This window comes from Bradyrhizobium sp. MI1.3 (genome assembly GCF_055811695.1).
Map to the genome: position 1 here is coordinate 1 of NZ_JBVVPQ010000058.1, position 26083 is coordinate 26083.

At 64.6% G+C, this 26083-nt stretch carries 30 protein-coding genes; 16 read left to right on the forward strand and 14 right to left on the reverse strand.

Annotated features, from left to right (window positions below; translation table 11 throughout):
- Positions 1-97: 97 nt before the first annotated feature.
- On the reverse strand, positions 98-508 hold the full coding sequence (locus AC0L3A_RS30600) for a DUF2000 family protein (RefSeq protein WP_007602437.1): 411 nt from the start codon (positions 506-508) through the stop codon (positions 98-100).
- Between the two features lie 63 nt (positions 509-571).
- Positions 572-961 carry a DUF4189 domain-containing protein gene (locus tag AC0L3A_RS30605; protein ID WP_007602435.1) on the reverse strand — a complete coding sequence of 130 codons (390 nt, stop codon included), beginning with the start codon at positions 959-961 and terminating at the stop codon, positions 572-574.
- Between the two features lie 177 nt (positions 962-1138).
- Here AC0L3A_RS30605 and AC0L3A_RS30610 point away from each other — a divergent pair, with 177 nt between their 5' ends.
- A complete protein-coding gene (locus AC0L3A_RS30610; RefSeq protein ID WP_007602433.1) occupies positions 1139-1630 on the forward strand; it encodes an avidin/streptavidin family protein in 492 nt (163 codons plus the stop codon).
- A gap of 51 nt (positions 1631-1681) precedes the next feature.
- Here the strand turns inward: AC0L3A_RS30610 and AC0L3A_RS30615 are convergent, their stop codons facing one another.
- The 8 genes from AC0L3A_RS30615 to AC0L3A_RS30650 form a co-directional block, all read right to left on the reverse strand.
- On the reverse strand, positions 1682-3286 hold the full coding sequence (locus AC0L3A_RS30615) for an NTP transferase domain-containing protein (protein ID WP_219684946.1): 1605 nt from the start codon (positions 3284-3286) through the stop codon (positions 1682-1684).
- Entirely contained in the window at positions 3283-3984 is a 702-nt protein-coding gene (locus AC0L3A_RS30620) for an XdhC family protein (protein ID WP_219684945.1), read from the reverse strand. The genes AC0L3A_RS30615 and AC0L3A_RS30620 overlap by 4 nt, the downstream gene beginning before the upstream one ends.
- Before the next feature lie 2 nt (positions 3985-3986).
- A complete protein-coding gene (locus AC0L3A_RS30625; protein ID WP_007602422.1) occupies positions 3987-4310 on the reverse strand; it encodes an XdhC family protein in 324 nt (107 codons plus the stop codon).
- 9 nt (positions 4311-4319) lie between these two features.
- The gene (locus AC0L3A_RS30630; RefSeq protein ID WP_007602421.1) at positions 4320-5522 is read right to left on the reverse strand and encodes a vWA domain-containing protein; all 1203 of its coding nucleotides are present in this window, start codon (positions 5520-5522) and stop codon (positions 4320-4322) included.
- Positions 5523-5644: 122 nt separating this feature from the next.
- Positions 5645-6565: an AAA family ATPase gene (locus AC0L3A_RS30635; RefSeq protein WP_219684944.1), complete on the reverse strand. Its 921-nt coding sequence runs from the start codon at positions 6563-6565 to the stop codon at positions 5645-5647.
- Between the two features lie 61 nt (positions 6566-6626).
- Positions 6627-7433, reverse strand: coding sequence for an FAD binding domain-containing protein (locus tag AC0L3A_RS30640; RefSeq protein WP_007602419.1), 807 nt, complete (start codon positions 7431-7433; stop codon positions 6627-6629).
- A 33-nt stretch (positions 7434-7466) separates the two neighbouring features.
- A complete protein-coding gene (locus tag AC0L3A_RS30645; protein ID WP_007602418.1) occupies positions 7467-7952 on the reverse strand; it encodes a (2Fe-2S)-binding protein in 486 nt (161 codons plus the stop codon).
- Positions 7953-8116: 164 nt separating this feature from the next.
- Positions 8117-8563: an SRPBCC family protein gene (locus tag AC0L3A_RS30650; RefSeq protein WP_007602417.1), complete on the reverse strand. Its 447-nt coding sequence runs from the start codon at positions 8561-8563 to the stop codon at positions 8117-8119.
- A gap of 182 nt (positions 8564-8745) precedes the next feature.
- Between AC0L3A_RS30650 and AC0L3A_RS30655 the strand changes: the two genes are divergently transcribed.
- The 3 genes from AC0L3A_RS30655 to AC0L3A_RS30665 all read left to right on the forward strand — a co-directional run bounded on the left by AC0L3A_RS30655 (position 8746) and on the right by AC0L3A_RS30665 (position 11415).
- The gene (locus AC0L3A_RS30655; protein ID WP_473255752.1) at positions 8746-10101 is read left to right on the forward strand and encodes a 3-carboxy-cis,cis-muconate cycloisomerase; all 1356 of its coding nucleotides are present in this window, start codon (positions 8746-8748) and stop codon (positions 10099-10101) included.
- Positions 10102-10136: 35 nt separating this feature from the next.
- Positions 10137-10919, forward strand: coding sequence for a 3-oxoadipate enol-lactonase (gene pcaD, locus AC0L3A_RS30660; RefSeq protein WP_007602415.1), 783 nt, complete (start codon positions 10137-10139; stop codon positions 10917-10919).
- A gap of 103 nt (positions 10920-11022) precedes the next feature.
- Positions 11023-11415: a carboxymuconolactone decarboxylase family protein gene (locus AC0L3A_RS30665; RefSeq protein ID WP_354159062.1), complete on the forward strand. Its 393-nt coding sequence runs from the start codon at positions 11023-11025 to the stop codon at positions 11413-11415.
- Here AC0L3A_RS30665 and AC0L3A_RS30670 read toward each other — a convergent pair.
- Positions 11377-11913, reverse strand: a complete 537-nt coding sequence (locus AC0L3A_RS30670; protein WP_007602413.1) for a hypothetical protein — start codon at positions 11911-11913, stop codon at positions 11377-11379. The genes AC0L3A_RS30665 and AC0L3A_RS30670 overlap by 39 nt on opposite strands.
- Positions 11914-12257: 344 nt before the next feature.
- Here AC0L3A_RS30670 and AC0L3A_RS30675 point away from each other — a divergent pair, with 344 nt between their 5' ends.
- The 5 genes from AC0L3A_RS30675 to AC0L3A_RS30695 all read left to right on the forward strand — a co-directional run bounded on the left by AC0L3A_RS30675 (position 12258) and on the right by AC0L3A_RS30695 (position 17349).
- A complete protein-coding gene (locus AC0L3A_RS30675; protein ID WP_354159066.1) occupies positions 12258-13175 on the forward strand; it encodes an ABC transporter permease subunit in 918 nt (305 codons plus the stop codon).
- Positions 13176-13184: 9 nt separating this feature from the next.
- Positions 13185-14504, forward strand: coding sequence for a high-affinity branched-chain amino acid ABC transporter permease LivM (gene livM / locus AC0L3A_RS30680; protein WP_354202571.1), 1320 nt, complete (start codon positions 13185-13187; stop codon positions 14502-14504).
- On the forward strand, positions 14501-15334 hold the full coding sequence (locus tag AC0L3A_RS30685; protein WP_007602409.1) for an ABC transporter ATP-binding protein: 834 nt from the start codon (positions 14501-14503) through the stop codon (positions 15332-15334). Before livM ends, AC0L3A_RS30685 begins: the two co-directional genes overlap by 4 nt.
- Positions 15331-16071: an ABC transporter ATP-binding protein gene (locus tag AC0L3A_RS30690; RefSeq protein WP_007602407.1), complete on the forward strand. Its 741-nt coding sequence runs from the start codon at positions 15331-15333 to the stop codon at positions 16069-16071. Before AC0L3A_RS30685 ends, AC0L3A_RS30690 begins: the two co-directional genes overlap by 4 nt.
- Positions 16072-16230: 159 nt before the next feature.
- Entirely contained in the window at positions 16231-17349 is a 1119-nt protein-coding gene (locus AC0L3A_RS30695) for a branched-chain amino acid ABC transporter substrate-binding protein (RefSeq protein ID WP_007602405.1), read from the forward strand.
- Positions 17350-17431: 82 nt separating this feature from the next.
- Here AC0L3A_RS30695 and AC0L3A_RS30700 read toward each other — a convergent pair whose 3' ends face one another.
- Positions 17432-17818 carry a response regulator gene (locus AC0L3A_RS30700; RefSeq protein WP_473255755.1) on the reverse strand — a complete coding sequence of 129 codons (387 nt, stop codon included), beginning with the start codon at positions 17816-17818 and terminating at the stop codon, positions 17432-17434.
- Between the two features lie 238 nt (positions 17819-18056).
- Between AC0L3A_RS30700 and AC0L3A_RS30705 the strand changes: the two genes are divergently transcribed.
- Genes AC0L3A_RS30705 through AC0L3A_RS30715 form a run of 3 tightly spaced genes read left to right on the forward strand, consistent with a single transcriptional unit; the run spans position 18057 to position 22184 of the window.
- A complete protein-coding gene (locus AC0L3A_RS30705; protein WP_473255756.1) occupies positions 18057-20867 on the forward strand; it encodes a PAS domain S-box protein in 2811 nt (936 codons plus the stop codon).
- A 58-nt stretch (positions 20868-20925) separates the two neighbouring features.
- Positions 20926-21921, forward strand: coding sequence for a P1 family peptidase (locus AC0L3A_RS30710; RefSeq protein WP_473255757.1), 996 nt, complete (start codon positions 20926-20928; stop codon positions 21919-21921).
- Between the two features lie 50 nt (positions 21922-21971).
- Positions 21972-22184 carry a KTSC domain-containing protein gene (locus tag AC0L3A_RS30715; protein ID WP_007602387.1) on the forward strand — a complete coding sequence of 71 codons (213 nt, stop codon included), beginning with the start codon at positions 21972-21974 and terminating at the stop codon, positions 22182-22184.
- A 12-nt stretch (positions 22185-22196) separates the two neighbouring features.
- On the opposite strand, the gene AC0L3A_RS30720 is transcribed toward AC0L3A_RS30715, so the two are convergent.
- On the reverse strand, positions 22197-22991 hold the full coding sequence (locus tag AC0L3A_RS30720) for an EF-hand domain-containing protein (protein WP_473255758.1): 795 nt from the start codon (positions 22989-22991) through the stop codon (positions 22197-22199).
- Positions 22992-23241: 250 nt separating this feature from the next.
- Here AC0L3A_RS30720 and rpe point away from each other — a divergent pair, with 250 nt between their 5' ends.
- The 4 genes from rpe to AC0L3A_RS30740 all read left to right on the forward strand — a co-directional run bounded on the left by rpe (position 23242) and on the right by AC0L3A_RS30740 (position 24628).
- Positions 23242-23943 (forward strand): ribulose-phosphate 3-epimerase, encoded by a 702-nt coding sequence (gene rpe / locus AC0L3A_RS30725; RefSeq protein ID WP_473255759.1) that lies wholly within the window; start codon positions 23242-23244, stop codon positions 23941-23943.
- 150 nt (positions 23944-24093) lie between these two features.
- Complete coding sequence (locus AC0L3A_RS30730) at positions 24094-24234, forward strand: hypothetical protein (protein ID WP_354128091.1); 141 nt, start codon at positions 24094-24096, stop codon at positions 24232-24234.
- Positions 24235-24238: 4 nt separating this feature from the next.
- Entirely contained in the window at positions 24239-24415 is a 177-nt protein-coding gene (locus AC0L3A_RS30735; RefSeq protein ID WP_219684962.1) for a hypothetical protein, read from the forward strand.
- A 21-nt stretch (positions 24416-24436) separates the two neighbouring features.
- Positions 24437-24628: a hypothetical protein gene (locus AC0L3A_RS30740; RefSeq protein WP_007602380.1), complete on the forward strand. Its 192-nt coding sequence runs from the start codon at positions 24437-24439 to the stop codon at positions 24626-24628.
- 24 nt (positions 24629-24652) lie between these two features.
- On the opposite strand, the gene AC0L3A_RS30745 is transcribed toward AC0L3A_RS30740, so the two are convergent.
- The gene (locus AC0L3A_RS30745; RefSeq protein ID WP_007602379.1) at positions 24653-26077 is read right to left on the reverse strand and encodes a bifunctional serine/threonine-protein kinase/universal stress protein; all 1425 of its coding nucleotides are present in this window, start codon (positions 26075-26077) and stop codon (positions 24653-24655) included.
- Positions 26078-26083: the final 6 nt, after the last annotated feature.

Here is a 26083-nt window from a genome sequence, read left to right on the forward strand (position 1 = left end):
GCCGCACAAAAAAATACCCCATATCGAGCCTCACTCCCGCTCGGCCAATTAAGCAAAGCCCTCGCAAGCGGGAGAGGTGAAACAACAAGCACCCGCCTCAACTATGAAACCTCAGCCCATCGACGATCTTGTCGATCACCTTGCGCTCGGCGCGCACGGCGAGACCGACGAGGTTGAGATCGGTCCGCGCCACCGCCCTCACCGCTTCGCGGTTGGCAGCATCGTGCGTGGTCTTAAACATGTCCTCGGTATAGACCGCCGGCTTGACGCTGCGCGTCAGCGCCCGATCGAGCGCACGCGTCAATGCGGGACCGTCGGCGCCATAGATCAGGATCGGCTGACCGATCAGCGCGTGATATTTCGTACCCGACGCGTCCTCATAGGGCTCGCCGATGCATTCCGGAAAGGCCGCGGCAATGCCGCTGGTAAGGAAGGCCGCGACGTTGAGCTTCTGCCAGGCCTGAAGATCGGTGCGGATCACGACGGCGATCTTGGTATCGAACTGCATGCAACTCCTCGACTGTCATTCCGGATTCGACGCTACGCAACATCGGAATGACGGCAACAGGAATCAACCCTTCGCGTCGCAGGCCCAGGCGCGGATCACGCATTCCTTGCCGCCGTATTTGTAGCATTCGCGCGTGGCGGCATTGAGCGTGGCCGAGATCTTCGGCTTGACGGCATAGCCATAGGCGCCGCAGGGATTGGAAAGATCGACCGACATCGCGGCGCAGGCGCGCTTCATCGTCACGGTCGTGCAATCGCCCTTGCACTGCTTCTGCGCCGCCGCACGCGCATCGTGCTCGGCGCCATAATCAAAGGCCTGGCCATAGGCGCCGCACTTGCCGACCGCAAATGCTCCGGCGGCGTGCGCATCCGTGATATGGCGAGCGCCCGCGACGCAGACGGACAGCGCAAAGAAAAACATCGCGCAACGGCGCGCGACGACGTTCGAAGCCATGAAAAACCCCTCCCCCCAAGGCAGGCGAAGGCGACTCTAAGCGTCGGTCGTTTCCACTTGGTGAACGCGTGGTTGAAAAGCCGCGCCGGAATAGCGGCATGAATATGCACTTTATAGTTGTGTTTTTCAATCGCGTTATTTAAGGTCGTGAAGCTCAGAGAGCCGGAGGAAGCGACCATGCGCCACATCAATGCAATGCTGTTCGGAATGCTCGCGTCGGCCTGTCTCGTCGGACCCTTGCCCGCATATGCGCAGTCGGTGAACTGGACCTGGACCAACCAGTATGGCTCGACCCTGGCCATCACCAACGTCAACACGACGACAGGTGCCATCACGGGGACCTATACCAACAATGCTGCGAACAGCTGCGACGAAGGCAAGCCGCAAGGCGTGACGGGTTGGCTGGCCTACGGTAGCACTGGCACCGCGATCAGTTTCTCGGTGAACTTCCTTGGCTGCGGATCGACCACCGTGTGGACCGGACAATTGAACAATTCATCGGGATTCCAGGGATTGTGGTATCTGTCCATCGCAGAAGCCGTCGCGTGGAACGGCATCAGCGCGGGCGCCGACACGTTTACGTTCAACACCGGCGACAAGACCCTGTTGACGAAGAGCGGTGTCGAGCTGAAGGCCGGGGTCGAGAAGCTATCGAATACGAAGAAGTAGGCGAGCCGCGGACATCGGCGCTGTGCGCCTTTGCCCACTTCTACGGCAGCGTCAGCCCCGCCGTGCCGCTTCCAATGCCTGCGGCGTGTCGATGTCGAGAAAGGCGCTCTCGCCGTCGACCGGCACTTCGGCGACCGCCTCGGTGTGCTTCGCGATCAGGTGACGCGCGCCGACATCGCCGTCGAGCGTCATCAACTCCTTGAAGAAGCGGCGCGACCACAGCACGGGATTGCCGCGGCGGCCCTCGCTGACGGGCACGACGATGAGATTGCCGCGATCGGGTGCGAACGCGTCGATGAGACGGTCGATCAGACCGGCATCGATCAGCGGCATGTCGCCGAGGCAGACCACAGCGCCGTGGCAAGCTTCGGGAACGGCCGCGATGCCCGCCTTGACCGAGCTTGCGATGCCGCCGGCGAAATCCGGATTCTTGACGATACGCACCTTCAGACCTTGCAAGGCTTGCTCGATCAGCTCGGTCTGATGGCCGGTGACGACGATGACCTCCGATGCTTTCGAGGCCAGCGCCTGCTCGGTCGCAATCCGCACCAGCTTCTTGCCGTCGAGCTCGGCCAGTAGCTTGTTCGGCCCACCCATCCGGGTCGAACGGCCCGCTGCGAGCACGATGACCGCGACGTGGTTGTTGCCCTCGATCTCCGGTTTTGCGCGCGGCTGCGGGCGCGTGACGATCTCCATGAGGAGGCCACCGACGCCCATGCCCATCAGCTCGGACCGCGTCACCTTGATGCCGGCCAGCAGCCGCATCAGTACCCAATCGAACCCGTTCTCGACCGGCGAGCGCGCGCAGCCGGGCGCGCCCAGCACCGGCACGGTGCCGGCCCGGGCAATCAGCAGCAGATTGCCGGGATCGACCGGCATGCCGAAATGCTCGATCTCGCCGCCGATTTCGGTCACGGCCGCAGGGATCACGTCGCGGCGGTCGGCGATCGCAGATGCCCCGAACACGATCACGAGCTCGGCGCCAAGTCCCAGTAATTCCTTGATCGCAGCCGAAAGCGCCTGCTCCTCATGCGGGACCCGCCGCTCGGCGATGATGCCGGCGCCGGCCGGCGCCAGCCGCTCGGCGGTGACGCGCAACGTCTTGTCGATCACCTTGGAGGACAGGCCGGGCAGCAGCGTCGAGACCACGCCGACACGCTTGATGACGTAAGGCGCGATCTTCAGAACGTCGCGACCCGCGGCCTTTACCGCGGCATCACGCAAGTTTCCTTCGACGCCGAACGGGATGATCTTGACGGTGCCGACCATCTCGCCCTCGACCACCGGCTTGAAGGCCGAGAGCGTGGCAAAGGTAATGGCCTCGTCGATATTGTTGATGCGATCCACCGCGGCGCGATCGATCACCAGCACGCCCGGGCGCGCGGCGAACAGATTGGCGCGACCGGTGAAGGCCCGCTCGACATGAATGCCATCACCACCGACGGCGAGCGCGATGCTGGCAGCCGCGATGTCCTCGGAGACATCGCCCTCCTCCATCCGCACCACCACGATTTCCTGGATGCCGGCGCGCTCCAGCGCCTCGACCTCGGTGGGCCCGATCGTCGTGCCCTTCTTCAGCACCAGCGGTCCCTGGCGCAGGGTGTGGACGGTCACCCCGCCGATCGCATCCCTGGGGCTCGCTGGGCCGAACTTCATGCGGCTTCTTCTTTTTCCTTGGGCGGCAGCCGAAGCACCGCCGTGATCTCGGCCATGATCGACACCGCGATCTCGGACGGCGAGACCGCGCCGATCGCAAGCCCGATCGGCGCGTGGATGCGCGCGATGTCGCTCTCCTTGGCGCCCTGCGCCCGCAGCCGGTCGCCGCGCTTGGCGTGCGTCTTTCGCGAGCCGAGTGCGCCGATATAGAAGCAGTTGCGCTCGAAGGCGTGCAGCAACGCGGGGTCGTCGATCTTGGGATCGTGCGTCACCGCGACGAATGCCGTGTAGGCATCCACATTGAGCGGCGGCAGCGCCGTGTCGGGCCATTCCGCGACCAGTGGAACGTCGGGGAAGCGCTCGGGGCTCGCAAAGGCCGTGCGCGGATCGACCACGGTGACGTCGTAGCCGAGCGAGCGCGCCAGCGGTGCCAGGGCCTGGCTGATATGGACGGCGCCGACGATGACGAGCTTCGCGGTCGGGGCATAGACGTTGAGGAAGAGCTTCTTGCCGCCGGCTTCGACGCTGGCGCTTTTGCCCATGCGAAGCTGCTTGTCGAGTTCGGCGCGCAGGGGATCCTTACTGAAGTCCTCGGCCTTCACCAGGCGCTGCTCGCCGCTTTCGGTGTCGGTCACCAGGATCACCGGGCGGCGGGCGGCGCGCTCGGCATTGAGTTCGTGCAGGATTGCGAGCTTCACGGCTAGCCGACTTTCTCGACGAAGACGCGGATGGTGCCGCCGCAGGACAGCCCGACATTCCAGGCAGTCTCGTCGGCAACGCCAAACTCCAGCATCCTGGGCTTGCCGCTCTGGATCACATCCATGGCCTCGGTGACCACGGCGCCCTCGACGCAGCCGCCGGAGACGGACCCCAGGAACGTGCCCTCGTCATTGATGACGAGGCTCGAGCCCGCCGGACGCGGTGCCGAGCCCCAGGTCTCCACCACGGTGGCGAGCGCGACGCCACGACCGGCCTTCTGCCAGTCCTCCGCCGCCTTCAGAATATCCTCGTCGCGATCGAGCATGGCTACCTCTCAGGCTGCGGAGCGGATCAGGCTGCGGTGATGCGGCGGCAGCGGCCCGGAGAGTGTGATGATCAGCTCCTGGATCGAGCTCAAATTATGTACCGGACGGAATTCGTCAACGTGCGGGAGCATCATTTTGATGCCCTGCGCCTTGGCCTCGAAGCCGCCGAACCGCAGCAGCGGGTTGAGCCAGATCAGCCGCCGGCAGGAGCGGTGCAGCCGGTCCATCTCGAAGGCCAGCTTGGAATCGGCCTCCCGCTCGAGCCCGTCGGAGATCAGCAGCACGATGGCGCCCTGGCTCAGCACGCGCCGCGCCCACAATTTGTTGAAATTGTGCAGGGACGCCGAGATCCGGGTGCCGCCGGCCCAGTCCTCGACGGAGGCCGAGCAGCTCGCCAGCGCCTCGTCAGGGTCGCGCTGGCGCAGCGCCCGGGTCACGTTGGTGAGGCGAGTGCCGAACAGGAACACCGAGACACGTTTTCGCGCGTCCCCTATGGCATGCAGGAAATGCAGGAACAGGCGGGTGTACTCGCTCATCGAGCCCGAGATGTCGAGCAGCGCCACGATCGGCGCCGGTTTCTCGATCCGCCCGAGGCGATGGATGTCGATGATGTCGCCGCCAGTGCGCAACGAGGCACGCAGCGTGCGGCGGAGATCGAGGCGCAGGCCGCGGGGATCGGGCCGGTGCCGACGCGTCAGAAGCTCGGCCTGCGGCAACCGCATTCGCTCGACGGCGCGGAGCGCTTCGGTGATCTCGGCCGCGCTCATCTGCGCAAAATCCTTTTTCTGAAGGATTTCCTTGTCCGAAACCGACAGGCGCAAATCCTGCTCCTGGTGCTGTGGCGTCTCCGTCATGCGCGGCTGCGACATCGCTTCCTGCACACGGCGCGAGCCTGCCTGCGGCTTCTTCTTGGCCTGCTCCGGCAACGGCACCGAATCCAGCATGTGCTTCCACTCTTCCGAGGCGCGGAAGAATAGGTTGAAGGCCTGCTTGAAAATCAGCGCATGCTCGTGGCGCTTGACGAAGATCGCCTCAAGCGTGGTGAAGACGTCGGCGCGGTTGCCGATGTCGATCACCTCAAGCGCGCTCATGGCATCGATGACCGCACCCGGCCCGACCGGCATGCCGGCCGAACGCAGCGCGCGGGCGAAGCCCACGATGTTGTCGGCGAACTGCTCGGTCTGCTCAGGCGCCAGGTGATTGATGGCCATAGTCTGCTGTCTCTGCCGTCATTCCGGGGCACGCGAAGCGTGAACCCGGAATCCATTTATCCATAATCCCCGCCGCACAATGGATTCCGGGCTCGCGACTTCGTCGCACCCGGAATGACAAGTTAGTCGCTCGTCGCTTCCTTCAGCACCTTCTGCAAGGTGTCGCCCTGCATCCGCGTGATGTCGTCCTGGTATTTGAGCAGCGCGCCCAGCGTGTCGCCGACCACTTGCGGGGTCAGCGAGCGGGCGTCGAGCTCCGACAGTGCGGTGGCCCAGTCGATGGTCTCGGCGACGCCCGGCGATTTGTAGAAATCCTGATTGCGCAGTGCCTGGACGAAGCGCACGACCTGCTGCGACAATTTTGCGGAGATGCCCGGCACGCGCGACTTGACGATCGCGAGCTCGCGATCGGCGTCGGGATAGTCGACCCAGTGATAGAGACAGCGCCGCTTCAGCGCGTCGTGGATCTCGCGGGTGCGGTTGGAGGTGATGATGACAATCGGCGGGCTCGGCGCCTTCACGGTGCCGAATTCGGGAATCGTCACCTGGAAGTCGCTGAGGATTTCGAGCAGATACGCCTCGAACGCCTCGTCGGCGCGGTCGAGCTCGTCGATCAGAAGGACCGGCGGCCCGGCGACGTCGGGCTCCAGCGCCTGGAGCAGCGGTCGCTTGATCATGTAGCGATCGGCGAAGATGTCGGACGACAATTGATCGCGATCGGTGTCGCCGGCGGCCTCGGCCATCCGGATCGCGATCATCTGCGCGGCGCTATTCCACTCGTAGACCGCCGAGGAGACGTCGAGGCCTTCGTAACACTGCAGGCGGATCAGCTTCCGCCCCAGTGCCGCCGACAGCACTTTTGCGATCTCGGTCTTGCCGACGCCGGCCTCGCCTTCCAGAAACAGCGGCCGACCCATGCGCAGCGACAGATAGGTCACCGTGGCCAGCGATCGCTCGGCGAGATAGCCGCGCGACGTCAGGAGTTCGAGCATCGAATCGACCGATGCCGGCAAGGCACCGGACGTGTTGGCCACTGAGGTCATGAAAAAGCCAGTCTCGCTACGCCCTCACCGGGACAAGTTTGGGCCGAGGCGTGAGGATCACTCACTCCTTGGCGTTGGCGGCGTCGAGGGCACGCCGCGTCAGCACGCCGATGAGGTGCGCGCGGTATTCGGCGCTGCCATGGATGTCGCTGTTGAGGCCGTCCGCCGGCACCTCGATGCCGTCAAGCGCTTTCGCGGCGAAGCGCTTTTTCAGGGCTTCCTCGAACGCGGTGACACGGAACACGCCTTCGGAGCCGGCGCCGGTGACCGCGACGCGCACGTCGGAGGGACGCCGCGCCACGAACACGCCGACCAGCGCGTAACGCGAGGCCTGGTTGCGGAACTTGATATAGGCCGCCTTCTTCGGCAGCGGGAACATCACCTTGGTGATGATCTCGTCGGCTTCGAGCGCCGTCGTGAACAGGCCTTGGAAATACTCCTCTGCCTTGAGGCGGCGCTTGTTGGTGACGATGGTGGCGCCCAGCGCCAACACGGCAGCCGGATAGTCGGCAGTCGGATCGTTGTTGGCGAGCGAGCCGCCGATCGTGCCCTTGTGGCGCACGGCGGGATCGCCGATCTGGCCGGCAAGGTTCGCGAGCGCCGGGATCGCCTCGCCGACGATAGCCGAGGTTGCGACCTCGGCATGCCTGGCGGTGGCACCGATCACGAGCGCGCGGCCCTTCATCTCGATCGTGTTGAGCCCATCGATATGGGAGAGGTCGACCAGATGCGGCGGGCTGGCGAGGCGCTGCTTCATGACGGGAATCAGCGTGTGGCCGCCGGCGATCACCTTGGCGTCTTCGTTCTTCACCAGGAGGTTGGCGGCCTGCCGAACTGTCCCGGGGCGATGGTATTTGAAGTCGTACATCTGAATGTCCTGATCGCAGAGTGCGCGCGCGGTTTACGCGAGATCGGATTTCGCCATCGCCTTGGCGCCGGCGGAGATCGAGGTGACGATGTTCTGGTAGCCGGTGCAGCGGCAGAGATTGCCTTCCAGCTCCTCGCGGATGGTGTGGTCGTCGAGCTCGTTGCCCTTGCGATGGACGATGTCGATCGCGGTCATGATCATGCCGGGCGTGCAGAAGCCGCACTGCAGTCCATGGTGTTCGCGGAAGGCCTCCTGCATCGGATGCAGCGGCGCGCCGTCGGCGGCCAACCCCTCGATCGTCTTGACCTCGTGGCCATCGGCCATCACGGCGAGCGTGGTGCAGGACTTCACGGCCTTGCCGTCCAGATGCACGACGCAGGCGCCGCACTGCGAGGTGTCGCAGCCGACATGGGTGCCGGTGAGCCGCAGATTCTCGCGCAGGAACTGCACCAGCAGGGTGCGGGGATCGACGTTGGCCGTGACAGGATTGCCGTTCACGATGAGGGAGATTTTTGCCATAAGCACTCTCTATCAGCGCCCCGACGGGTCCCGTCGAAGCGGTTCTTATAATTATTCCGACCCATCATATGGGCCATTATGCCCCGGGGCAACATCACCGGGAATGCAAGGCGCCATGACAAAACGCGATATGCCGGAAGGCGCAATGCTTGAGGTATCGGCCCTCAGCCCTGTACCGCCTTGGCGAAGTTCGCGAAAAATTCGTCGGCCAGTTTCTTGGCGGCGCCGTTGATCAGGCGCTGGCCGAGCTGCGCCAACTTGCCGCCGATCTGGGCCTCGACCTCGTAGGACAAAAGCGTGCCGCCGTCCTTCTCCGCAAGCTTAACCACGGCGCCACCCTTGGCGAACCCAGCCACCCCGCCCTCGCCTTCGCCGGAGATCTTGTAGCCGTTCGGCGGATCGAGATCGGACAGCGTGACCTTGCCCTTGAAGCGCGCCGACACCGGACCGACCTTCATCTTCGCCGTCGCACGAAAGCCGCCATCCTCGGTCTTCTCCAGCTCCTCGCAGCCGGGGATGCAGGCCTTTAGCACCTCGGCATCGTTGAGCTTGGCCCACACGGCCTCGCGCGGCGCCGCAAGCTGGACTTCGCCGTTCATCGTCATGGCCATTGGGTGCCTCCCGGGATACCGAACTTGGATCGCGCAACTATAAGGCAGCTCAAGTACCGCACGGAGGCGGCAAAAGAAAGGGTGGCCTCGTCACTTGCAATGCATATTCGCAACTGCAAAAAGCTTGCGCCGCCGGTTTGGGATTGGCACAGGCGGGTCATGGTGGTTAGGTCCCGCACAATATGAGCACATCCCTCTCCCCCCTGCTCGCGCCGATGCTGTCGAGCGTGGCCATGCGCGCGGTCTGCGACGACCGGTCGACCCTCCAGAACATGCTCGATTTCGAGGCAGCCCTGGCCCGAGCCGAGGCGGCCACGGATGTGATTCCCGCGTCCGCGGTGGGCCCAATCGAAACCGCGTGCAAGGCCGATGCCTTTGACATGGCTGCGCTGGCCGAGGCCGCGACGCGATCCGGCAATCTCGCGATCCCCCTGGTCAAGATTCTGACCGCCAATGTCGGCAGGGCCGACGCAGAGGCCGCCCGCTACGTGCATTGGGGCGCGACCAGCCAGGACGTCATCGACACCGCGACCATGCTCACGCTTCGCGCCGGCATCGATGCATTGGACGCCGATCTCAGCCGCGCCATCAAGGGCTTTGCCGCACTGGCGCGGGCCCACCGCAACACGGCAATGGTGGCGCGAACCTGGCTCCAGCACGCCCTGCCGATGCCGTTCGGCCTGAAGGCCGCCGAATATGCCGCAAGCCTCGCCCGCGCCCGCTGCCGCCTCAGGCGGCTCTCCCGCGAGGGCCTCGCACTGCAATTCGGCGGCGCGGCCGGCACGCTTGCAGCCCTTGGCGACAAGGGGCTCGTCGTTTCCGAACGGCTGGCGCAGGAGCTGAACCTGCCGCTGCCCGAAGCGCCCTGGCACACCCATCGCGACCGCATCGCGGAAGCCGCGTCGAGCTTTGCGATTCTCGCCGGAAGCTGCGGCAAGATCGCGCGCGACGTCTCGCTGCTGATGCAGACCGACGTTGCCGAGGCGTTCGAGCCGGCAGGGGAAGGCCGCGGCGGCTCCTCGACCATGCCGCACAAGCGCAACCCGGTCGCGGCCGCAAGTGCGCTCGGCTGCGCAACCATGGCGCCGCAGCTCGCCGCGACGATTTTCGCGGCCCAGGTGCAGGACCATGAGCGCAGCGCTGGCCCGTGGCACGCGGAATGGCCGACGCTGCCGCAATTGATGCTGGTCACCTCCGGTGCCCTCGCAGCCATAGTCGACATCGCGGAAGGACTCGATGTCGATGCGGCGCGCATGCGCAGCAATCTCGATGCGACCCACGGCCTGATCATGGCGGAAGCGGTCACCTTTGCGCTGGCCGAGACGATCGGCAAGAGCGATGCGCATCATCTCGTCGAAGCCGCGAGCAAGCGCGCGGTCGCCGAGAAGAAGCATCTGCGCGAGGTGCTCGCAGCCGATTCGCAGGTCACTGCGCATCTTTCGCCGGAAAAAATTGCGGCGTTGTTCGAGCCGATGGCCTATCAAGGCGCTTCCCAAGCCCTGATCGACCGTCTGCTCGACAGCCTCGAACGCGAATAAAACAGTCCTGAGCGCAAATAAACGGAGACGCCCGCATGCCCATGATCGATGCCGACGGTTGCCTGATCAACGTCTCCGTCGAGGGCCGCGACGGCGGGCCGACGCTGATGCTGTCAAACTCGCTCGGCTGCACGCTGCAGATGTGGGAGCCGCAGATGAAGGCACTGACGCAGATATTCCGCGTCATCCGCTACGACCGCCGCGGCCACGGCAAGTCCAACGTTCCGCCTGGCCCCTATACGATGGAGCGCTTCGGCCGCGACGTGCTGGCCATCCTCGACGACCTCAATATCGAGAAAGTGCACTGGTGCGGCCTGTCGATGGGCGGCATGGTCGGGCAATGGCTGGGCGCGAACGCGCCGGAGCGCTTCGGCAAGCTCATCCTCGCCAACACCTCCTGCTACTATGCCGAGCCAACCAAATGGCTCGAGCGCATCGACGCCGTGAAGAAGGGCGGCATCGCTTCCGTCGCCGATGCCGTTATCGCCGGCTGGCTCACCCAGGATTTCCGCGAGCGCGCGCCCGACATCACCGCCAGGATGAAGGCGATGCTGCTGGCCTCGCCGGTCGAAGGCTATCTCGCCTGCTGCGAGGCGCTGTCGACGCTCGACCAGCGCGCGCTGCTGCCGAAGATCAAGAGCCCGACACTGGTGATCGCCGGCCGCCACGACATGGCGACGCCGATTTCGGCGGGTGAATTGATCCGCTCAAGCATTCCCGGCGCGAGCATGACCATCATCGACGCCGCCCACATTTCCAATGTCGAGCAGCCGCACGCGTTCACCGACGCGGTGGTGGGCTTTTTGACGCAACGTTAGTCACAACCGTCATTGCGAGCGCAGCGAAGCAATCCAGAAATCCCTCCGCGGTGACAGACTGGATTGCTTCGCTACCTCGCAATGACGGAGAGGAGGATAGAGAATGGACGACCAGAAACGCCGCGATGCCGGCATGAAAGTGCGCCGAAAAGTGCTGGGCAATGCCTGGGTCGACAAGTCGATCGCGGGTCGCAATGCATTCAACACCGATTTCCAGGACATGATCACCCGCTACGCCTGGGGCGAGACCTGGACGCGGCCGCATTTCGACGAGCGCACGCGGCGGGTGCTGGTTATCGGCACCATGGTTGCGCTTGGCCAATGGGACGAATTCCGCCTGCATGTGCGCGCGGCCCTCGCCGAGGGCGGCTTCACGCCCGACGACATCAAGGAAATCCTGCTGCAGCAGGCGATCTATTGCGGCGTGCCGGCGGCGAACCACGCCGTCAAGGAAGCCTCAGCGATTGTGCAGGAGCTCGGCCTGCTCAAGACCTAGCGGCGGAGTGGCCTCTACGGTCTTCTGAACGATCTTGGGCGCCGCCTCGGGCCGTTCGATCACCACCACGATGGCGGCACCGAGCAAGAGCAGGAGCTCGGTGGCGTGCAGCCGCAGCGCGGCCATCTCGCCGACCTTCGAAGCCATGATCATGCTCGCAAACGAGATCAGGCTGCCGATCGCAAGCGCAATGCCGAGCGCTTCGTCGCTACCCCCGTTCTTGCGGATGCGGGGAATGCAGAGCAGCGCAAGGTAGATCGCAAAGAACGCCACCACCGTCAGTCGCCCCAGTGCCAGCAGCCAGGCGGCGCGCACCGTGTCCATCCCCGCCATCTGGAGATGGTCGCTGAGGAAAAGCGCCACTGCGACGCTCGGCCGCTCATAGAGGCCGTGCACCGGCGCCACCATGATGTTGAAGGCGACGAGGGTCCAGGCCGGGATGAAATAGGCCGCCAGAAGTGCGCCGTTGACCGAACCGATCCGCCAGTTTCCGAACATGCCGCTTCCCGCTTCGTTTGGTCCGCGCCTTCGATGGAAGGCTTTGCCGGGAGCTAACTCGCATCAGACTGTGGCGGCAATTTAAACCCTTTGTTTACCTTAACCGGCACCCACAGGCTTCCAATTGGGGCACCGGGGGAACCGGTTCCGCCCATTGCGGGGGGAACCAGAGCGCCAAATGATCTCTGTAAAAGCCTTGATGCGGAGGCGGGGCCGGTTGCAGCCGCCAGTTCCCTCCTGTTACAAAACGAGAATGCTTAAGGGCTGCCGGGGCCCGAGAAGAAACCAGCACTCTCTCTCGAAGAGCTCCCTTTGAGCCGCGTCAGATTTGGGTACGGCAGCCTATGGATTATTTCGCCCAGCAGCTCATCAACGGCCTCGTGCTCGGCTCGATCTACGGGCTGATCGCGATCGGCTACACGATGGTCTACGGCATCGTCGGCATGATCAACTTCGCCCATGGCGATGTCTTCATGATCGGCGGCTTCATCGCGCTGATCACCTTCCTGCTCCTGGTCTCGACCGGCCTGACTGCGGTCCCGGTGATCCTCTTGATCGTGATCCTGGTCTCGATGGCGGTCACCGCCCTGTATGGCTGGACCATCGAGCGCATCGCCTACCGTCCGCTGCGCCACTCCTTCCGCCTCGCGCCGATGCTGTCGGCGATCGGCATGTCGTTCGTGCTGACCAACTATTCGCAGGTGGCGCAAGGCGCGCGGGTGAAGCCAGTGCCGCCAGTGATCACCGGCGGCTACACGCTGCACGAGAGCGCCGATGGCTTCATCATCCAGCTCTCCAACATCCAGATCGTGGTGGTCATCACCACCATCGTGCTGCTGGCGATCTTCACCTGGCTGGTGTCGCGCACCCGGCTCGGGCGCGACATGCGCGCCTGCGAGCAGGACCAGACCATGGCGGCGCTGCTCGGCGTCAACGTCGACCGCACCATCTCCATGACCTTCGTGATCGGCGCTGCGCTCGCCGCAGTGGCCGGCCTGATGTACCTGCTCTATTACGGCCTGGTCGATTTCTTCATGGGCTTCGTCGCCGGCATCAAGGCGTTCACCGCGGCCGTGCTCGGCGGCATCGGCTCGCTGCCCGGCGCCATGCTCGGGGGGCTGGCGATCGGGCTGATCGAGACGTTCTGGTCGGCCTATTTCTCGGTCGAATACAAGGACGTCGCCGCGTTCTCGATCCTGATCGTCGTGCTGATCTTCATGCCGACCGGCCTGCTCGGCCGCCCCGAAGTCGAAAAAGTCTGACGGTCGCGCGTGAAAACTCCCTCGATCAATACGGCCAAAACTGCATCGGGCATCCCCGCTCTCCTGAAGACCGCCTGCGTCAACGCGCTGATCGCGCTGGTGCTGTTCTCGCTGATGGTCGGCGTCCGCACCGAAGCCGGTTCCGACGGCCAGCTCACCTATTGGACGCGCTTCGGCGAGGTCGCCTCCCTCGTCGCCGCCGTGTTCGGCGGCTCGATCGTGCTCGAGCTGCTCAAGCAATGGATCGGACCGAGCGGCGCCGAGAAGCTGGTGCCGCCGGCGGTGCAGAGCGGAATGTCGTTCCTCGGCCGCTATCTCGCACCGGCGCTCCTGATCTTCACGCTGCTGGTGCCCGTGATCTTCTATGACCAGCGCTACATCCTCGATCTCGCCATCCTCGTGCTCACCTATGTGATGCTTGGCTGGGGGCTGAACGTCGTGGTCGGGCTGGCCGGCCTGCTCGATCTCGGCTACGTCGCCTTCTATGCGGTCGGCGCCTATTCTTACGCGCTGCTCGCGACCAATTTCGGCTGGTCATTCTGGATCTGCCTGCCGCTAGCGGGCGTCCTCGCCGCATTCTGGGGCGTGCTGCTCGGCTTCCCCGTGCTGCGCCTGCGCGGCGACTATCTCGCCATCGTGACGCTCGCCTTCGGCGAGATCATCCGCCTCGTCATCATCAATTGGCAGGATCTGACAGGCGGGCCCAACGGCGTCTCCAGCATTCCCCGCCCCTCCTTCTTCGGTATCCCCCTCGACAACAGCGACAACGGGCTCGCCGCCAGGCTCGGCATCGAATATTCGCCGACCCACCGCATCGTCTTCCTGTTCTACCTGATCCTGGCGCTCGCGCTGCTCACCAACTGGGTGACGATCCGGCTGCGCCGCCTGCCGATCGGCCGCGCCTGGGAAGCCCTGCGCGAGGACGAGGTCGCCTGCCGTGCGCTCGGCATCAACACCACGACCACCAAGCTCACGGCATTCGCGACCGGTGCGATGTTCGGCGGCTTTGCCGGCGCGTTCTTCGCAACCCGCCAGGGCTTCATCAGCCCGGAATCCTTCACCTTCCAGGAATCGGCGCTGGTGCTCGCCATCGTCGTGCTCGGCGGCATGGGCTCGCAGCTTGGCGTGGCGCTCTCCGCGCTCGCCATGATCGGGGGCTTCGAGCTGTTCCGCAGCCTCGAGAGCTACCGCATGCTGGTGTTCGGCATGGCCATGGTGCTGATCATGATCTGGCGGCCGCGCGGCCTGATCGGCCATCGCGCGCCGACCGTGTACCTGACCAAGGCCCACGCGATCTCATCCGACCTCGTCAAGGAGGGGCACGGATGAGCCGCGACCAGATTCTCGAGGTCGACCGGCTCACCATGCGCTTCGGCGGTATCGTCGCAGTCCAGGACCTGTCGTTTGCTGCAGAGCGGAACAAGATCACCGCGCTGATCGGACCCAACGGTGCCGGTAAGACGACGGTCTTCAACTGCATCACCGGGTTCTACAAGCCGAGCGGCGGCGCCATCCGCCTCAGCCATGACGACGGCAAGGTGATCGCGCTGGAACGGCTGAACGATTTCCGCATCGCCAAGCAGGCCAAGGTCGCCCGCACCTTCCAGAATATCCGCCTGTTTCCCGGCATGACCGCGCTGGAAAACCTGATGGTGGCGCAGCACAACGCGCTGATGCGCGCCTCCGGCTTCACCTTGCTCGGGCTCATTGGCGCGCCCGTCTACCGCGGCGCCGAGAAACGCGCGATCGATCTCGCCACCGACTGGCTCAAGCGGGTCAATTTGCTCGATCGCGCCGACGATGCCGCCGGTAATTTTGCCTATGGCGACCAGCGACGGCTCGAGATCGCACGCGCGATGTGCACCGAACCCGCGCTCTTGTGCCTGGACGAACCCGCCGCCGGCCTCAATGCGCGCGAGAGTGCCGCCCTGAGCGAACTGCTGCTGTCGATCCGCAACGAGCTCGGCACCTCGATCCTGCTGATCGAGCACGACATGTCTGTGGTGATGGAGATCTCCGACCACATCGTGGTGATGGACCACGGTGTGAAGATCTCTGAAGGCTCCCCGCGCGAGGTTCGCGACGATCCAAAGGTGATCGCCGCTTATCTCGGCACCGATGAGGAAGAGGCGGTGGCCGTGATGGAGAGCGGGTCGTGACATCGCCCACTGCCCTGCTCGCGGTCCACGGCCTTCGCGCCTCCTACGGCAAGATCGAGGCGCTGAAAGGCGTCGACCTCGATATCAATGCCGGCGAGATCGTGGCGCTGATCGGCGCCAATGGTGCCGGCAAATCGACGCTGATGATGACGATCTTCGGCAAGCCGCGCGCCCGCGCCGGCCAGATCCTGTACGAAGGCCGTGACATCACCGAAGTGCCCACCCACGAGATCGCGCATTTGCGCATCGCGCAATCGCCGGAAGGCCGCCGCATCTTCCCGCGCATGAGCGTGGCGGAAAATCTCCAGATGGGGGCGGACGCCACCGAATGCACCGACGCGGAACGCGAGACGACGCTACAACGCGTGTTCACGCTGTTTCCGCGGCTGAAGGAACGCTACGGCCAGCGTGGCGGAACCCTGTCCGGCGGCGAGCAGCAGATGCTGGCCATCGGCCGCGCCTTGATGAGCCGTCCTCGCCTGCTCCTGCTCGACGAGCCCTCGCTCGGTCTGGCGCCGCTGATCGCGCGCCAGATTTTCGATGCGATCCGCACCCTGAACCGGCAGGATGGCCTGACCGTGCTGATCGTCGAGCAGAACGCCAACCATGCGCTCAAGCTCGCCCATCGCGGCTATGTCATGGTCAATGGCCTGATCACGCTGGCCGGGACCGGCGCCGAGTTGTTGCAGCGCCCCGAGATTCGCGCCGCCTACCTGGAAGGCGGCCGGCACGGTTGAGGCCGCCCAAGGCGAACCCGTGCTGCCGAATGTGGCGAGATATCTCTGCCCATGCCCGTATTTTGCCGGTGACTTCTCCTCGAATTCATTCAAGAATGGCGCCGGTTTGAACCGGGTATGCCCGGTAACTTCCACAGGCGACCACCCTCGAGGTATCTCATGAAATCACTGAAGCTCATCGGTCTGGCATTCGGCGCATCGATCGCGCTGTCGAGCGCAGCATTCGCGCAGGATGTCACCGTCGCAGTCGCAGGTCCGATGACCGGCGGCGAGTCCGCTTTCGGCCGCCAGATGAAGAACGGCGCCGAGATGGCCGTAGCCGACATCAACGCCGCCGGCGGTCTCAATGGCAAGAAGCTCGCGCTGTCCGTCGAGGACGACGCCTGCGATCCGAAGCAGGCGCGCTCGATCGCCGAGAAGATCGCCGGCGCGAAAATCCCGTTCGTGGCCGGGCATTATTGCTCGTCGTCGTCGATCCCGGCGTCGGAAGCCTATGCCGACGGCAACGTGCTCCAGATTACTCCCGCCTCCACCAATCCGAAGTTCACCGATAGCGGACTGTGGAACGTGGCGCGTGTCTGCGGCCGCGACGACCAGCAGGGCCTCGTCGCCGCCCAGTACATCGCCAAGAACTACAAGGGCAAGAATATCGCCATCCTCAATGACAAGACCACCTACGGCAAGGGTCTTGCGGACGAGACCAAGAAAGCGCTCAACAAGGCGGGCGTCACCGAGAAGATGTACGAGTCCTACAATAAGGGCGACAAGGACTTCAACGCGATCGTCTCGCGACTGAAGCGCGACAACATCGATCTCGTCTATGTCGGGGGCTACCATCAGGAGAGCGGCCTGATCTTGCGCCAGATGCGCGACCAGGGCCTCAAGACCGTGCTGATGGCCGGCGACGCGCTCGCCGACAAGGAATACGCCTCCATCACCGGCCCGGCCGGCGAAGGCACGCTGTTCACCTTCGGCCCCGATCCGCGCAACAAGCCGACCGCGAAGAAGATCGTCGAGGCCTTCAAGGCCAAGAACATCGATCCCGAGGGCTACACGCTCTACACCTATGCGGCGATGCAGGTCTGGTCGCAGGCGGCCAAGAAGGCCGGCACCACCGATGCCAAGAAGGTCATGGCGGCCATCAAGGCCGGCAAGTGGGACACCGTGATCGGGCCGATCGAGTATGACGCCAAGGGCGACATCAAGCAGCTCGACTACGTCGTCTACAAATGGGACGCCAAGGGCGGCTACGCCGCGATCAGCGGCAACGGCACCTAAGCACGGTTGCCGGGGCCTGAAGGCCTCATCAAATCATCATCGCGCCCCGGCTTGCCCCGGGGCGTTTCTTCCTGCGTCAGGATCAGACGGCTGCGGGCAGCGCGCCGTCCGCCGCGACTTGGGCCTTCCTTAGCGCTTGAAGAAGATCGTTCGGCCGAAACGGCTTTTGCAGGCAGACCACGTTGGCAAGGTGAGGCGATTGTTCCATGAAATCCAGCGCCGTCATCCCCGACACGGCAACGACCGGGAGGGTCGGTGCAAGCTCGCGCAGGGTCGCGATGACCTCGACGCCGCTGGTATCGCCGAGGAAAATGTCCACGATTGCCGCATCGAAGCGGGCCTCGGTGAAGGCTTTTGCCCCGGCTGCGCCGCTATCGGCCTCAACGACGTCGTAACGGTTGACGCGCAGCACGATCGCGACCATCGCCCGGACGTCCTTCTGGTCGTCGATGATGAGAACGCGGGGCATAGGAACAACTCCCGGATCGTGAAATCAAAATGCTGATTCAAACCTGGAACCCGTAGCAACGGGAGAGCATTATAGCACCGTCCAGTAAAGCGCATCTTACCCGATCCCCTGTGCGCGTTCCCCCCAAAATTAAGTAAGCTGTAACCTTCGGTTGAGTCGCGGTGGGTTTTGTCATGATGCGTGCCCAGAACCCGCTACCATGGACGGAAACTGATTAAGCCAAATGAGATTGGCAAAAATGCTCAAGACCGATCTGCGAGAGCTGCACGTGTCCGCGCCGACCGATCGGAACACATTCCTTTCGACGCTGCCGGCCACCCCGAAAGACCGCACCGCAGCATTGACGATCGTGGGCGTCTCCTCGATCCTGTTCGCAATGGCCGTGCCCTTCGCAGGTATCCCGCTGCTGCCTGTGCCAGCCTTCGTCGCGAGCTATCAATCCGCTCTCGTCGTCGCGGACATCGTGACGGCGGTCCTGCTGTTGTCGCAGTTTGCGGTGCTCAGGACCCGCGCGCTGCTCGTGCTCGCGGCCGGCTATCTGTTCACCGCCGCCGCGGCCGTGGTCCACGCCCTCACCTTCCCCGGACTCTTTTCGCCGACCGGGTTGCTGGGGGCCAACCAGCAGACCACGGTCTGGCTCTACATGATCTGGCACGGCGGCTTCCCACTCTGTGTGCTGGCCTATGCCTGGCTGAAGGAGGCCGAGGGCGGCGCCAGGATCGCGGGCTCGGCAAGCAAGGCGATCTACGCCAGCGTGGTCGGCGTCGTCGCGGTCATGATCGTCTTGACCTGGGCCGTCACTGCCCAGCACGACCTGCTTCCGGTCCTGCTGCGCGATGGCCGTTACACGCAGATCATGATCGGCGTGGTGTCCTTTGTGTGGTCCTTGAGCTTCGCCGCGCTGGTCTCGCTGTGGTTCCGCCGTCCGCATTCGGTCATCGATGTATGGCTCATGGTGGTGATGTGCGCATGGCTGTTCGACATCGCGCTGTCGGCGATCGTCAACGTCGCGCGCTTCGATCTCGGCTTCTACGCCGGTCGTGTCTACGGCCTTTGCGCGGCGACCTTCGTGCTTGCGGTGCTCCTGATCGAAAATGTCCGCCTCCAGGCGCACACGCTGGGCCTCGTCGGCAGGCTGCGCCAGCAGTCGGCATTGGATCGCGACTACTACGGCAAGCGCCTTGCCCTGTACGGCGCCGTCGTCGAATCCGCCAATGATGCCATCATCACGAAGACGCTCGACGGCGTCATCACGGGCTGGAACAAGGCCGCCGAACATCTGTTCGGCTATGCCGCCGCGGAGGCCATCGGGCAGCCCATCGACATCATCGTCCCGGAGGACCGCAAGGCCGAGGTCAGGGGTATCCTGAACCGGGTCGGCGGCAACGAAACGATCGCCCAGCACGAGACGGTCCGGATCCGCAAGGACGGCCGGCGCGTCGATGTCGTCCTCAATGTTTCTCCGCTCAAAACAGCCAGCGGAGAGATCATCGGCGCCTCCAAGATCGCCCACGACATCACGGAAGAGAAGCAGGCACGAGAAAAACTGCGCCGCGAGGTCGAGGAGCGGGAGCGGATCTTCGAGACCTCACAGGACCTGATCCTGGTCACCGACGGTTTTGGCAATTTCATCCAGGTCAGCCCGAGCGTGAAGACCATTCTCGGCTTGAATCCGGAAGACATGATCGGGCACAGCGCCACCGAGTTCATTCATCCCGATGACCTCCAGAAGACGCGCGACGAGATGCGCGCGGCGCGGCGTGGCGCGGTCAAGCGCAGCTTCGAGGCACGCTACTACCATTACGACGGTCACGAGGTCACGCTGAACTGGATGGGCACCTGGTCCGAGCCGGTCAAGCGCCATTTCTTCATCGGCCGCGACCTCACCGAGAAGCAGGCAGCCGAGGCGCAGTTCAGGCACGTCCAGAAGATGGATTCCATCGGTCAACTGACCGGCGGTGTCGCGCACGACTTCAACAATGTGCTGACCGTCATCACCGGCACCATCGGCATTTTGGCGGACGCCGTCGCTGACCGTCCCGAACTCGCCGCCATCACCAAGCTGATCGACGACGCCGCCGAGCGCGGCGCGCAACTGACCAAGCATCTGCTCGCCTTCGCCCGCAAGCAGCCGCTCCAGCCGCGCGAAATCGACGTCAACGCATTGACGCTCGAGGCCGCAAAGCTCCTGCATCCCACGCTTGGCGAGCAGATCACCATCATGCCGCAGCTCACCGAAGATGCGTGGCCGGCACTGATCGACCCGGGTCAGCTTTCCACCGCGATCCTCAATCTCGCGCTGAACGCGCGCGATGCCATGCCCGACGGCGGCACGCTGGTGCTGGAGACCCGCAACATCTTCCTCGACGACGGCTATGCCAGCATGAATCCCGACGTGGTGGCCGGCAATTACGTCATGATCGCCGTCAGCGATACCGGCTCCGGAATCCCGCCGGAGTTGATGGACCGGGTGTTCGATCCCTTCTTCACCACGAAGGAGGTCGGCAAGGGCACCGGCCTCGGGCTCAGCATGGTGTTCGGCTTCGTCAAGCAGTCCGGCGGACACATCAAGATCTACAGCGAGGAAGGCCACGGCACGAGCGTGAAGATCTACCTGCCGCGCTCGAGCGGCGTGCAGGAGACCGAATTCGAGGCGCTCCAGAACGCACCCGTCACCGGCGGCCGCGAAAAGATCCTGATCGTCGAGGACGACGCGCTGGTACGGCAATATGTCGTGACTCAGATCAAGAGCCTCGGCTATACCGCCCTCGAAGCCGCCAACGCGGCCGAGGCCCTCGTCATCATCGACGCCGACAAGAACATCGACCTGCTGTTCACGGACGTCATCATGCCCGGCAGCATGAATGGCCGCCAGCTTGCCGATGAGGCGGCTCGCCGCCGCCCCGACCTGAAGACGCTGTTCACCTCGGGCTACACCGAGAACGCCATCGTTCACCACGGGCGGCTCGATTCCGGCGTGCTGCTGCTGGCAAAGCCCTACCGCAAGTCCGAGCTCGCCAAGATGCTGAGGACCGCCCTGGCGGGTTGAGCCTGCGGCATCCCTGCGATATCGCTGAAGCGGACGCCTTTCAGCCTGCGGAGCCGCCTTGAAAAACCTTCTCACCGATATCGCCGGCGTCCGCGTCGGCCATGCCGAGGATGCGGAAATCGCCACTGGCACGACCGCAATCATCTTCGACGCCCCCGCGGTTGCGGCCATCGATGTTCGCGGCGGCGGACCCGGCACGCGCGAAGACGCGTTGCTCGACCTCGCCAGCACCGTCGATCGCGTTGACGCGATTGCGCTGTCCGGCGGCTCCGCCTTTGGAATCGACGCCGGCGGCGGCATCCAGGCCTGGCTCGCCGAACAAGGCCGCGGCCTTCGGATTCGCGAAGCGGTGATTCCGATCGTGCCGGGCGCGATCGTTTTCGACCTGCTCAACGGTGGCGACAAGGCCTGGGGACGCTTCGCGCCCTATCGCGATCTCGGCTACGCCGCAGCGTTGGCTGCCAGCGACGATTTCGCACTGGGCAGCGTCGGCGCCGGCCTTGGAGCCACCACCGCAACCTTCAAGGGCGGACTGGGGTCAGCCTCCGCGGTCCTGGCCAATGGTATCAAGGTCGCCGCGATCATGGTCGTCAACGCGGTCGGCAGCACAACCGTTGGCGAGGGGCCTTGGTTCTGGGCTGCGCCGTTCGAGGAGAACGGCGAGTTCGGCGGGCGCGGCCTGCCGTCCGCGTTCACGCCGGACATGCTGGCGATGCGCATCAAGGGCGGCGCTGCGGCGAGCGCACGTGAGAACACCACGATCGGCCTCGTCGTCACTGATGCCACGCTCACCAAATCCCAGGCCAAACGTCTCGCGATGATCGCGCATACCGGGTTCGCCCGTGCGATTTATCCGGTGCATGCTCCAACCGATGGCGACGTGCTGTTCGCCGCCGCAACGGGCGAGAAGCCGATCGAGCCGCTGGTTGGCCTCACCGAGCTCGGAACCGTCGCCGCCAACGTGGTCGCACGCGCGATCGCGCGCGGCGTCTATAATGCGACGGCCCTGCCGTTTGCCGGCGCACTGCGGGCGTGGAAGGATCGGTTCGGCTAGAAACGAAATGGCGGAAACGGCGTTACCCCGAGGGAACGAGGCGCACCGCCATGCCGTCTTCCGTGATCCGGTTTGTCCGCTATGCGCCCGCGACGCGCGAACTGAAAGTGACTTTCGTCAGCGGACGCCTCTATGTCTACGAGGACGTCCCGCCCGAGGTCGCCGCCGCATTCAAGGCCGCGCGCTCAAAGGGTACCTTCTTCAATCAAGAGATCCGCGATCGGTATGTCTACCGTGACATCACTCACGAATATGCGGGCTAGCCGTGAGCAGGGTTACACGCTCATCGACATCGATGAACCTGCAGTCGCTGAGGCGCCTTGTCCCTGCCCGCCCTGCCGCTGCATCAACTGCGCGAACAGATCGTACGCCGAATTACGAGAGCTGGAGGCGCCCGGGACCGTCGTCGACATCTTGAAGCCGTCGGCGTAGGTGACGGTGGTGGTGGTCGATCCGTCGGCGCCGGTCGTCGAGGTCGAGGTCGAGCCGCCCTTGGCCTGCGAGGAGGAATCCGAGCCGCTGCCGGACGCATCGCCTGCACCTTGCGCGTGATGGTGGCCGCGATGGCCGCTCTTCAGCGCCTTCGACATCTCATCGAGGCTGACGCTGCCGTCCGTGTTCGAATCCAGCTTCGAGAAAACGTCGTCGGCCTGCGCGAGGTTGGTGCCGCCGGCACCGAGCGCATTCTCGAATTCCGATTTGGTGATCTTGCCGTCGCCGTCCCCATCGATCTGCGAGAACAGATCCTTCAGGGCGGCGTCGCGGCGCGTCGAGGACGAGGACGTCGAACTCGACGAGGTCGAGCTGGCGGCGCTGCCGGTGCTGTCCGAGGATTGGCTCTGCGCGGCGAACAGCGCGTTCATCGTCTCCGGCGAGATCTGCGGGGTTTTGCCCGCATTGACCGACGAGGTCGCGCCGGTCGTGCTGTTGCTGCCGCTGTCGATCGCGAACGGATTGGTCGCAGGCTTTTGCGAGGACCCCGTCTTCTGCGTCGACGAGGACGATTTCGAATTTGTCAGCGACTGGATCGCGTCGAGCGCGCTCGATACGGCCCCAAGAGCGAACAACATTGCACAACTCCAACCGATGCGGCATGCCGCGGCCAATGTTCTGTTCAGGTGAAGTCAGCAAGCGCCGTGCCAGCGCAAAAAGCTCAATGAAATCCGCTTTCACCGCACTTTGCACGGCCGGGAACACCGGCAATTCATGCCGGGCGCGGCAGAAATTTCCGCCCACAGGAAGCACGCCGCCCCTGCATTGCCCGGCTGAGAGGCCCATGTTAGGCGAGTCCATCTTTCACGGCCGCCACGGGAAACCGCCATGACCCAAGCCTTCGCTCCCCGCCCCCTGGCAATCGCGCCCTCGATCCTGGCTTCGGATTTCTCCAGGCTCGGCGAGGAGGTGCGCGCCGTGGAGGCCGCCGGAGCCGACTGGATCCATCTCGACGTCATGGACGGGCACTTCGTTCCCAACATCTCGTATGGCCCCGACGTCATCAAGGCGATGCGTCCGCACACCAAGAAGATCTTCGACGCGCATCTGATGATCTCGCCCTGCGACCCCTATCTCGAGGCCTTCGCGAAAGCCGGCTGCGACCACATCACCGTGCATGCCGAGGCCGGTCCTCATCTGCACCGCTCGCTTCAGGCGATCCGCGCACTCGGCAAGAAGGCCGGCGTTTCGCTCAATCCGGGCACGCCGATCAGCGCGCTCGAATACGTCCTGGACCTGGTCGACCTCGTGCTGGTGATGTCGGTCAATCCCGGCTTCGGCGGCCAGGCCTTCATCCCCTCCGCGATCGGCAAGATCCGCGACATCCGCGCAATGACAGCGGGCCGCCCGATCGACATCGAGGTCGATGGCGGCGTCGGGGCCGACGTCGCAGGTCCCCTGGCCGCGGCCGGCGCCAACGCGTTCGTCGCGGGCACGTCCGTGTTCAGGGGCGGCACGCAGGACGCCTACAAGACCAACATCGCCGCAATCCGCAACGCCGCCGCGGCTGCACGCGGCGAGGCGATCTGAGGGCCCGCACAGCTCCGCAGACGTGCGGCTTCTACGGGTGCTGCGGCGCGCAATGCCTAAATTTGCAACCTTGATCCGTACTCCTCCGGGCTTCCCTGATTCGCGCAAATCACCGCTAGTGATTCTTGCCTATTTTCGCGGGAGCACATCATGACGACGACCCTGGTTTGGACTGGCGTGGCGTTGTGGCTTGGTTTTTGTGCGTTTGTTGTGTTTGGTCCATCGGCCGGACCGGTGAAGGTCTCGGTACGCTCGACCCGCATCGCCCGCCGCGACTGGTATCGGGCCTGACCCCATGCAGATCGCGCTGGTGAAGCGTCAGCCGAAGCGTCGGTGCCGCATCCCGCGGCGCCCACATCCCGACCTCGATTTCTTCTTCGGTCGGCTCGAACGCACCGAAGGCGAGATGCGCGACGACACCGGGCCCGAGACCGGCCTGGATCACCCGCTCCGGTCACCGCGCCGGCAATGAATTCTTTTCTGGACCAAGCTCATGAAGCCGCATTGCCCGAACTGCCTGAAGGAAATGACCAAGGCATCTGCGTCGCGTAATCTGTTCAACTGCGAGCCCTGCCGCGAGATCATCCAGTTCTTCGGCGGCAGCGCGGATCACGGCGAGCCGGGGCCGCAATTCTCCTGGCCGATCCGCCGCAAGCGCTCCGTCCACACCGCTCACGCGGCCTGAACCTCCACGATCCAGAGCGCGGCCCTATCCGACCTCCTCGCCCGCATCCGCAGCCATTCGCGGCGGCCGGACCACGGTGACGGTGCAGGCCGCTTCCGAGGCCACCTTGGCCGAGACGCTGCCGAGCAGCGTGCGCCTGAACGAGCCCTGCCGCGCGCCGATGATGACGTGGTCGACGTGGTTGACCTCGCAAAACTCCAGGATGGCCGCCGCGGGATCGACGGCTTCCAGCACGTGAGCCGACAGCCGGCTCTCATCGAGCTTGAGCGGAGTGGCCCAGTGCCTGAGCGCCACCAACCGGTCGATATGCTTGTTGGAGCCCTGCTCATCCAGCGTCCTGTCAATCGCGATGCGGTTGAGCTTCAGCACGTTGAGACATGCGAGCCGCGCCGACGGCAGCGTGGCGAGAATGCGTTCCGTCGTCATGCGCAGAGCCTCGTTCAACTCCGGCTCGCCTTCCGCCGTATCGAGCGCGACCGCAACGATCGGGCTCGATGCGATTTGGGCTGCGACATCCGATTTTGCGCGGGGCGCCATGACACCCTGGTTGAACCGGCGGCGCCATGCGACGCTGAGCGGATCGCGCTTCATTCGCTCCGAGCGCATCGTGAGCCTGATTTGGTCCGGATGGGTCAGATCGAAGGCGAGTTGCGACGCCGTCGGATAGCGCCGCACCGGCTCGATCTCGAGGCATCGCAGCGCCACCTCCTGGAGCCAGGGCGGATAGTCGGCGCGAAGCGAGCGCGGCGGGTGCGGATCGCGCCATAGCCGGCGCCGCATCGCACGCAGCGTCTCGCCCTCGCCGAACGGCCGCTCGCCGGTCGTGAAGAAATAGAGCAGCACGCCCAGCGAGAACAGATCGCTGCGCGGATCGTCGCGCACCCCTGACAGCCGTTCCGGCGCCATATAGGGCGCGGTGCCGTAAGGCAGGCGGAATTCCTCCTGCAACAGGTCCGGCAGATGGTTGTGATGCGACAGGCCATAGTCGATCAGCACCGCCTCGCCGCTCTCGCGGAACATGATGCTGCTCGGCTTGATGTCGTGATGGATCACGTTCTGCCGGTGCAAATCCGCGAGCCCCGTCGCGATCCTGGCGACGAGCTGCCGCGCCTCGTCATACGGCAGCGGCAGGTCGGGCAACCGCTTGTAAAGCGTGGTCCCGGAGATGCGCTCGATCACGACATAGGCCTGGTGGGCGAAATCGCCGGTGCCGAAACATGAGGGCACGTGCGGCCCGGCCAGCCGCGGCAGGATCATCATCTCCATCTCGAAGGAGACGATCGCGGCAGGGTCCTCGCCCTCCGACACCCGCGGAATTTTCATCAGCAGCGGCACGTCGAGGCCGGGACGGGTGACGGTCCACAGCGTCGCCATTCCGCCGGCATGGACGCATTCGCCGATCGTGTAGCCGTCGATCGCTGCGCCTGATTTGACGAGGGGTTTCGGCATCGGCCT

Bases quoted from the DNA above. Each gene is read 5' to 3' on its own strand.
- AC0L3A_RS30740 (WP_007602380.1), top strand. From the start codon at position 24,437: ATGAAGCCGCATTGCCCGAACTGCCTGAAGGAAATGACCAAGGCATCT.
- AC0L3A_RS30705 (WP_473255756.1), top strand. From the start codon at position 18,057: ATGCTCAAGACCGATCTGCGAGAGCTGCACGTGTCCGCGCCGACCGAT.
- AC0L3A_RS30610 (WP_007602433.1), top strand. From the start codon at position 1,139: ATGCGCCACATCAATGCAATGCTGTTCGGAATGCTCGCGTCGGCCTGT.
- AC0L3A_RS30745 (WP_007602379.1), bottom strand. From the start codon at position 26,077: ATGCCGAAACCCCTCGTCAAATCAGGCGCAGCGATCGACGGCTACACG.
- AC0L3A_RS30720 (WP_473255758.1), bottom strand. From the start codon at position 22,991: ATGTTGTTCGCTCTTGGGGCCGTATCGAGCGCGCTCGACGCGATCCAG.
- AC0L3A_RS30630 (WP_007602421.1), bottom strand. From the start codon at position 5,522: ATGGCCATCAATCACCTGGCGCCTGAGCAGACCGAGCAGTTCGCCGAC.
- pcaD (WP_007602415.1), top strand. From the start codon at position 10,137: ATGCCCATGATCGATGCCGACGGTTGCCTGATCAACGTCTCCGTCGAG.
- AC0L3A_RS30700 (WP_473255755.1), bottom strand. From the start codon at position 17,818: ATGCCCCGCGTTCTCATCATCGACGACCAGAAGGACGTCCGGGCGATG.
- AC0L3A_RS30735 (WP_219684962.1), top strand. From the start codon at position 24,239: ATGCAGATCGCGCTGGTGAAGCGTCAGCCGAAGCGTCGGTGCCGCATC.
- AC0L3A_RS30600 (WP_007602437.1), bottom strand. From the start codon at position 508: ATGCAGTTCGATACCAAGATCGCCGTCGTGATCCGCACCGATCTTCAG.
- AC0L3A_RS30640 (WP_007602419.1), bottom strand. From the start codon at position 7,433: ATGTACGACTTCAAATACCATCGCCCCGGGACAGTTCGGCAGGCCGCC.
- AC0L3A_RS30635 (WP_219684944.1), bottom strand. From the start codon at position 6,565: ATGACCTCAGTGGCCAACACGTCCGGTGCCTTGCCGGCATCGGTCGAT.
- AC0L3A_RS30670 (WP_007602413.1), bottom strand. From the start codon at position 11,913: ATGTTCGGAAACTGGCGGATCGGTTCGGTCAACGGCGCACTTCTGGCG.
- AC0L3A_RS30715 (WP_007602387.1), top strand. From the start codon at position 21,972: ATGCCGTCTTCCGTGATCCGGTTTGTCCGCTATGCGCCCGCGACGCGC.
- rpe (WP_473255759.1), top strand. From the start codon at position 23,242: ATGACCCAAGCCTTCGCTCCCCGCCCCCTGGCAATCGCGCCCTCGATC.
- AC0L3A_RS30685 (WP_007602409.1), top strand. From the start codon at position 14,501: ATGAGCCGCGACCAGATTCTCGAGGTCGACCGGCTCACCATGCGCTTC.
- AC0L3A_RS30730 (WP_354128091.1), top strand. From the start codon at position 24,094: ATGACGACGACCCTGGTTTGGACTGGCGTGGCGTTGTGGCTTGGTTTT.
- AC0L3A_RS30650 (WP_007602417.1), bottom strand. From the start codon at position 8,563: ATGGCCATGACGATGAACGGCGAAGTCCAGCTTGCGGCGCCGCGCGAG.
- AC0L3A_RS30655 (WP_473255752.1), top strand. From the start codon at position 8,746: ATGAGCACATCCCTCTCCCCCCTGCTCGCGCCGATGCTGTCGAGCGTG.
- AC0L3A_RS30645 (WP_007602418.1), bottom strand. From the start codon at position 7,952: ATGGCAAAAATCTCCCTCATCGTGAACGGCAATCCTGTCACGGCCAAC.
- AC0L3A_RS30695 (WP_007602405.1), top strand. From the start codon at position 16,231: ATGAAATCACTGAAGCTCATCGGTCTGGCATTCGGCGCATCGATCGCG.
- AC0L3A_RS30675 (WP_354159066.1), top strand. From the start codon at position 12,258: ATGGATTATTTCGCCCAGCAGCTCATCAACGGCCTCGTGCTCGGCTCG.
- AC0L3A_RS30665 (WP_354159062.1), top strand. From the start codon at position 11,023: ATGGACGACCAGAAACGCCGCGATGCCGGCATGAAAGTGCGCCGAAAA.
- AC0L3A_RS30625 (WP_007602422.1), bottom strand. From the start codon at position 4,310: ATGCTCGATCGCGACGAGGATATTCTGAAGGCGGCGGAGGACTGGCAG.
- AC0L3A_RS30605 (WP_007602435.1), bottom strand. From the start codon at position 961: ATGGCTTCGAACGTCGTCGCGCGCCGTTGCGCGATGTTTTTCTTTGCG.
- AC0L3A_RS30615 (WP_219684946.1), bottom strand. From the start codon at position 3,286: ATGAAGTTCGGCCCAGCGAGCCCCAGGGATGCGATCGGCGGGGTGACC.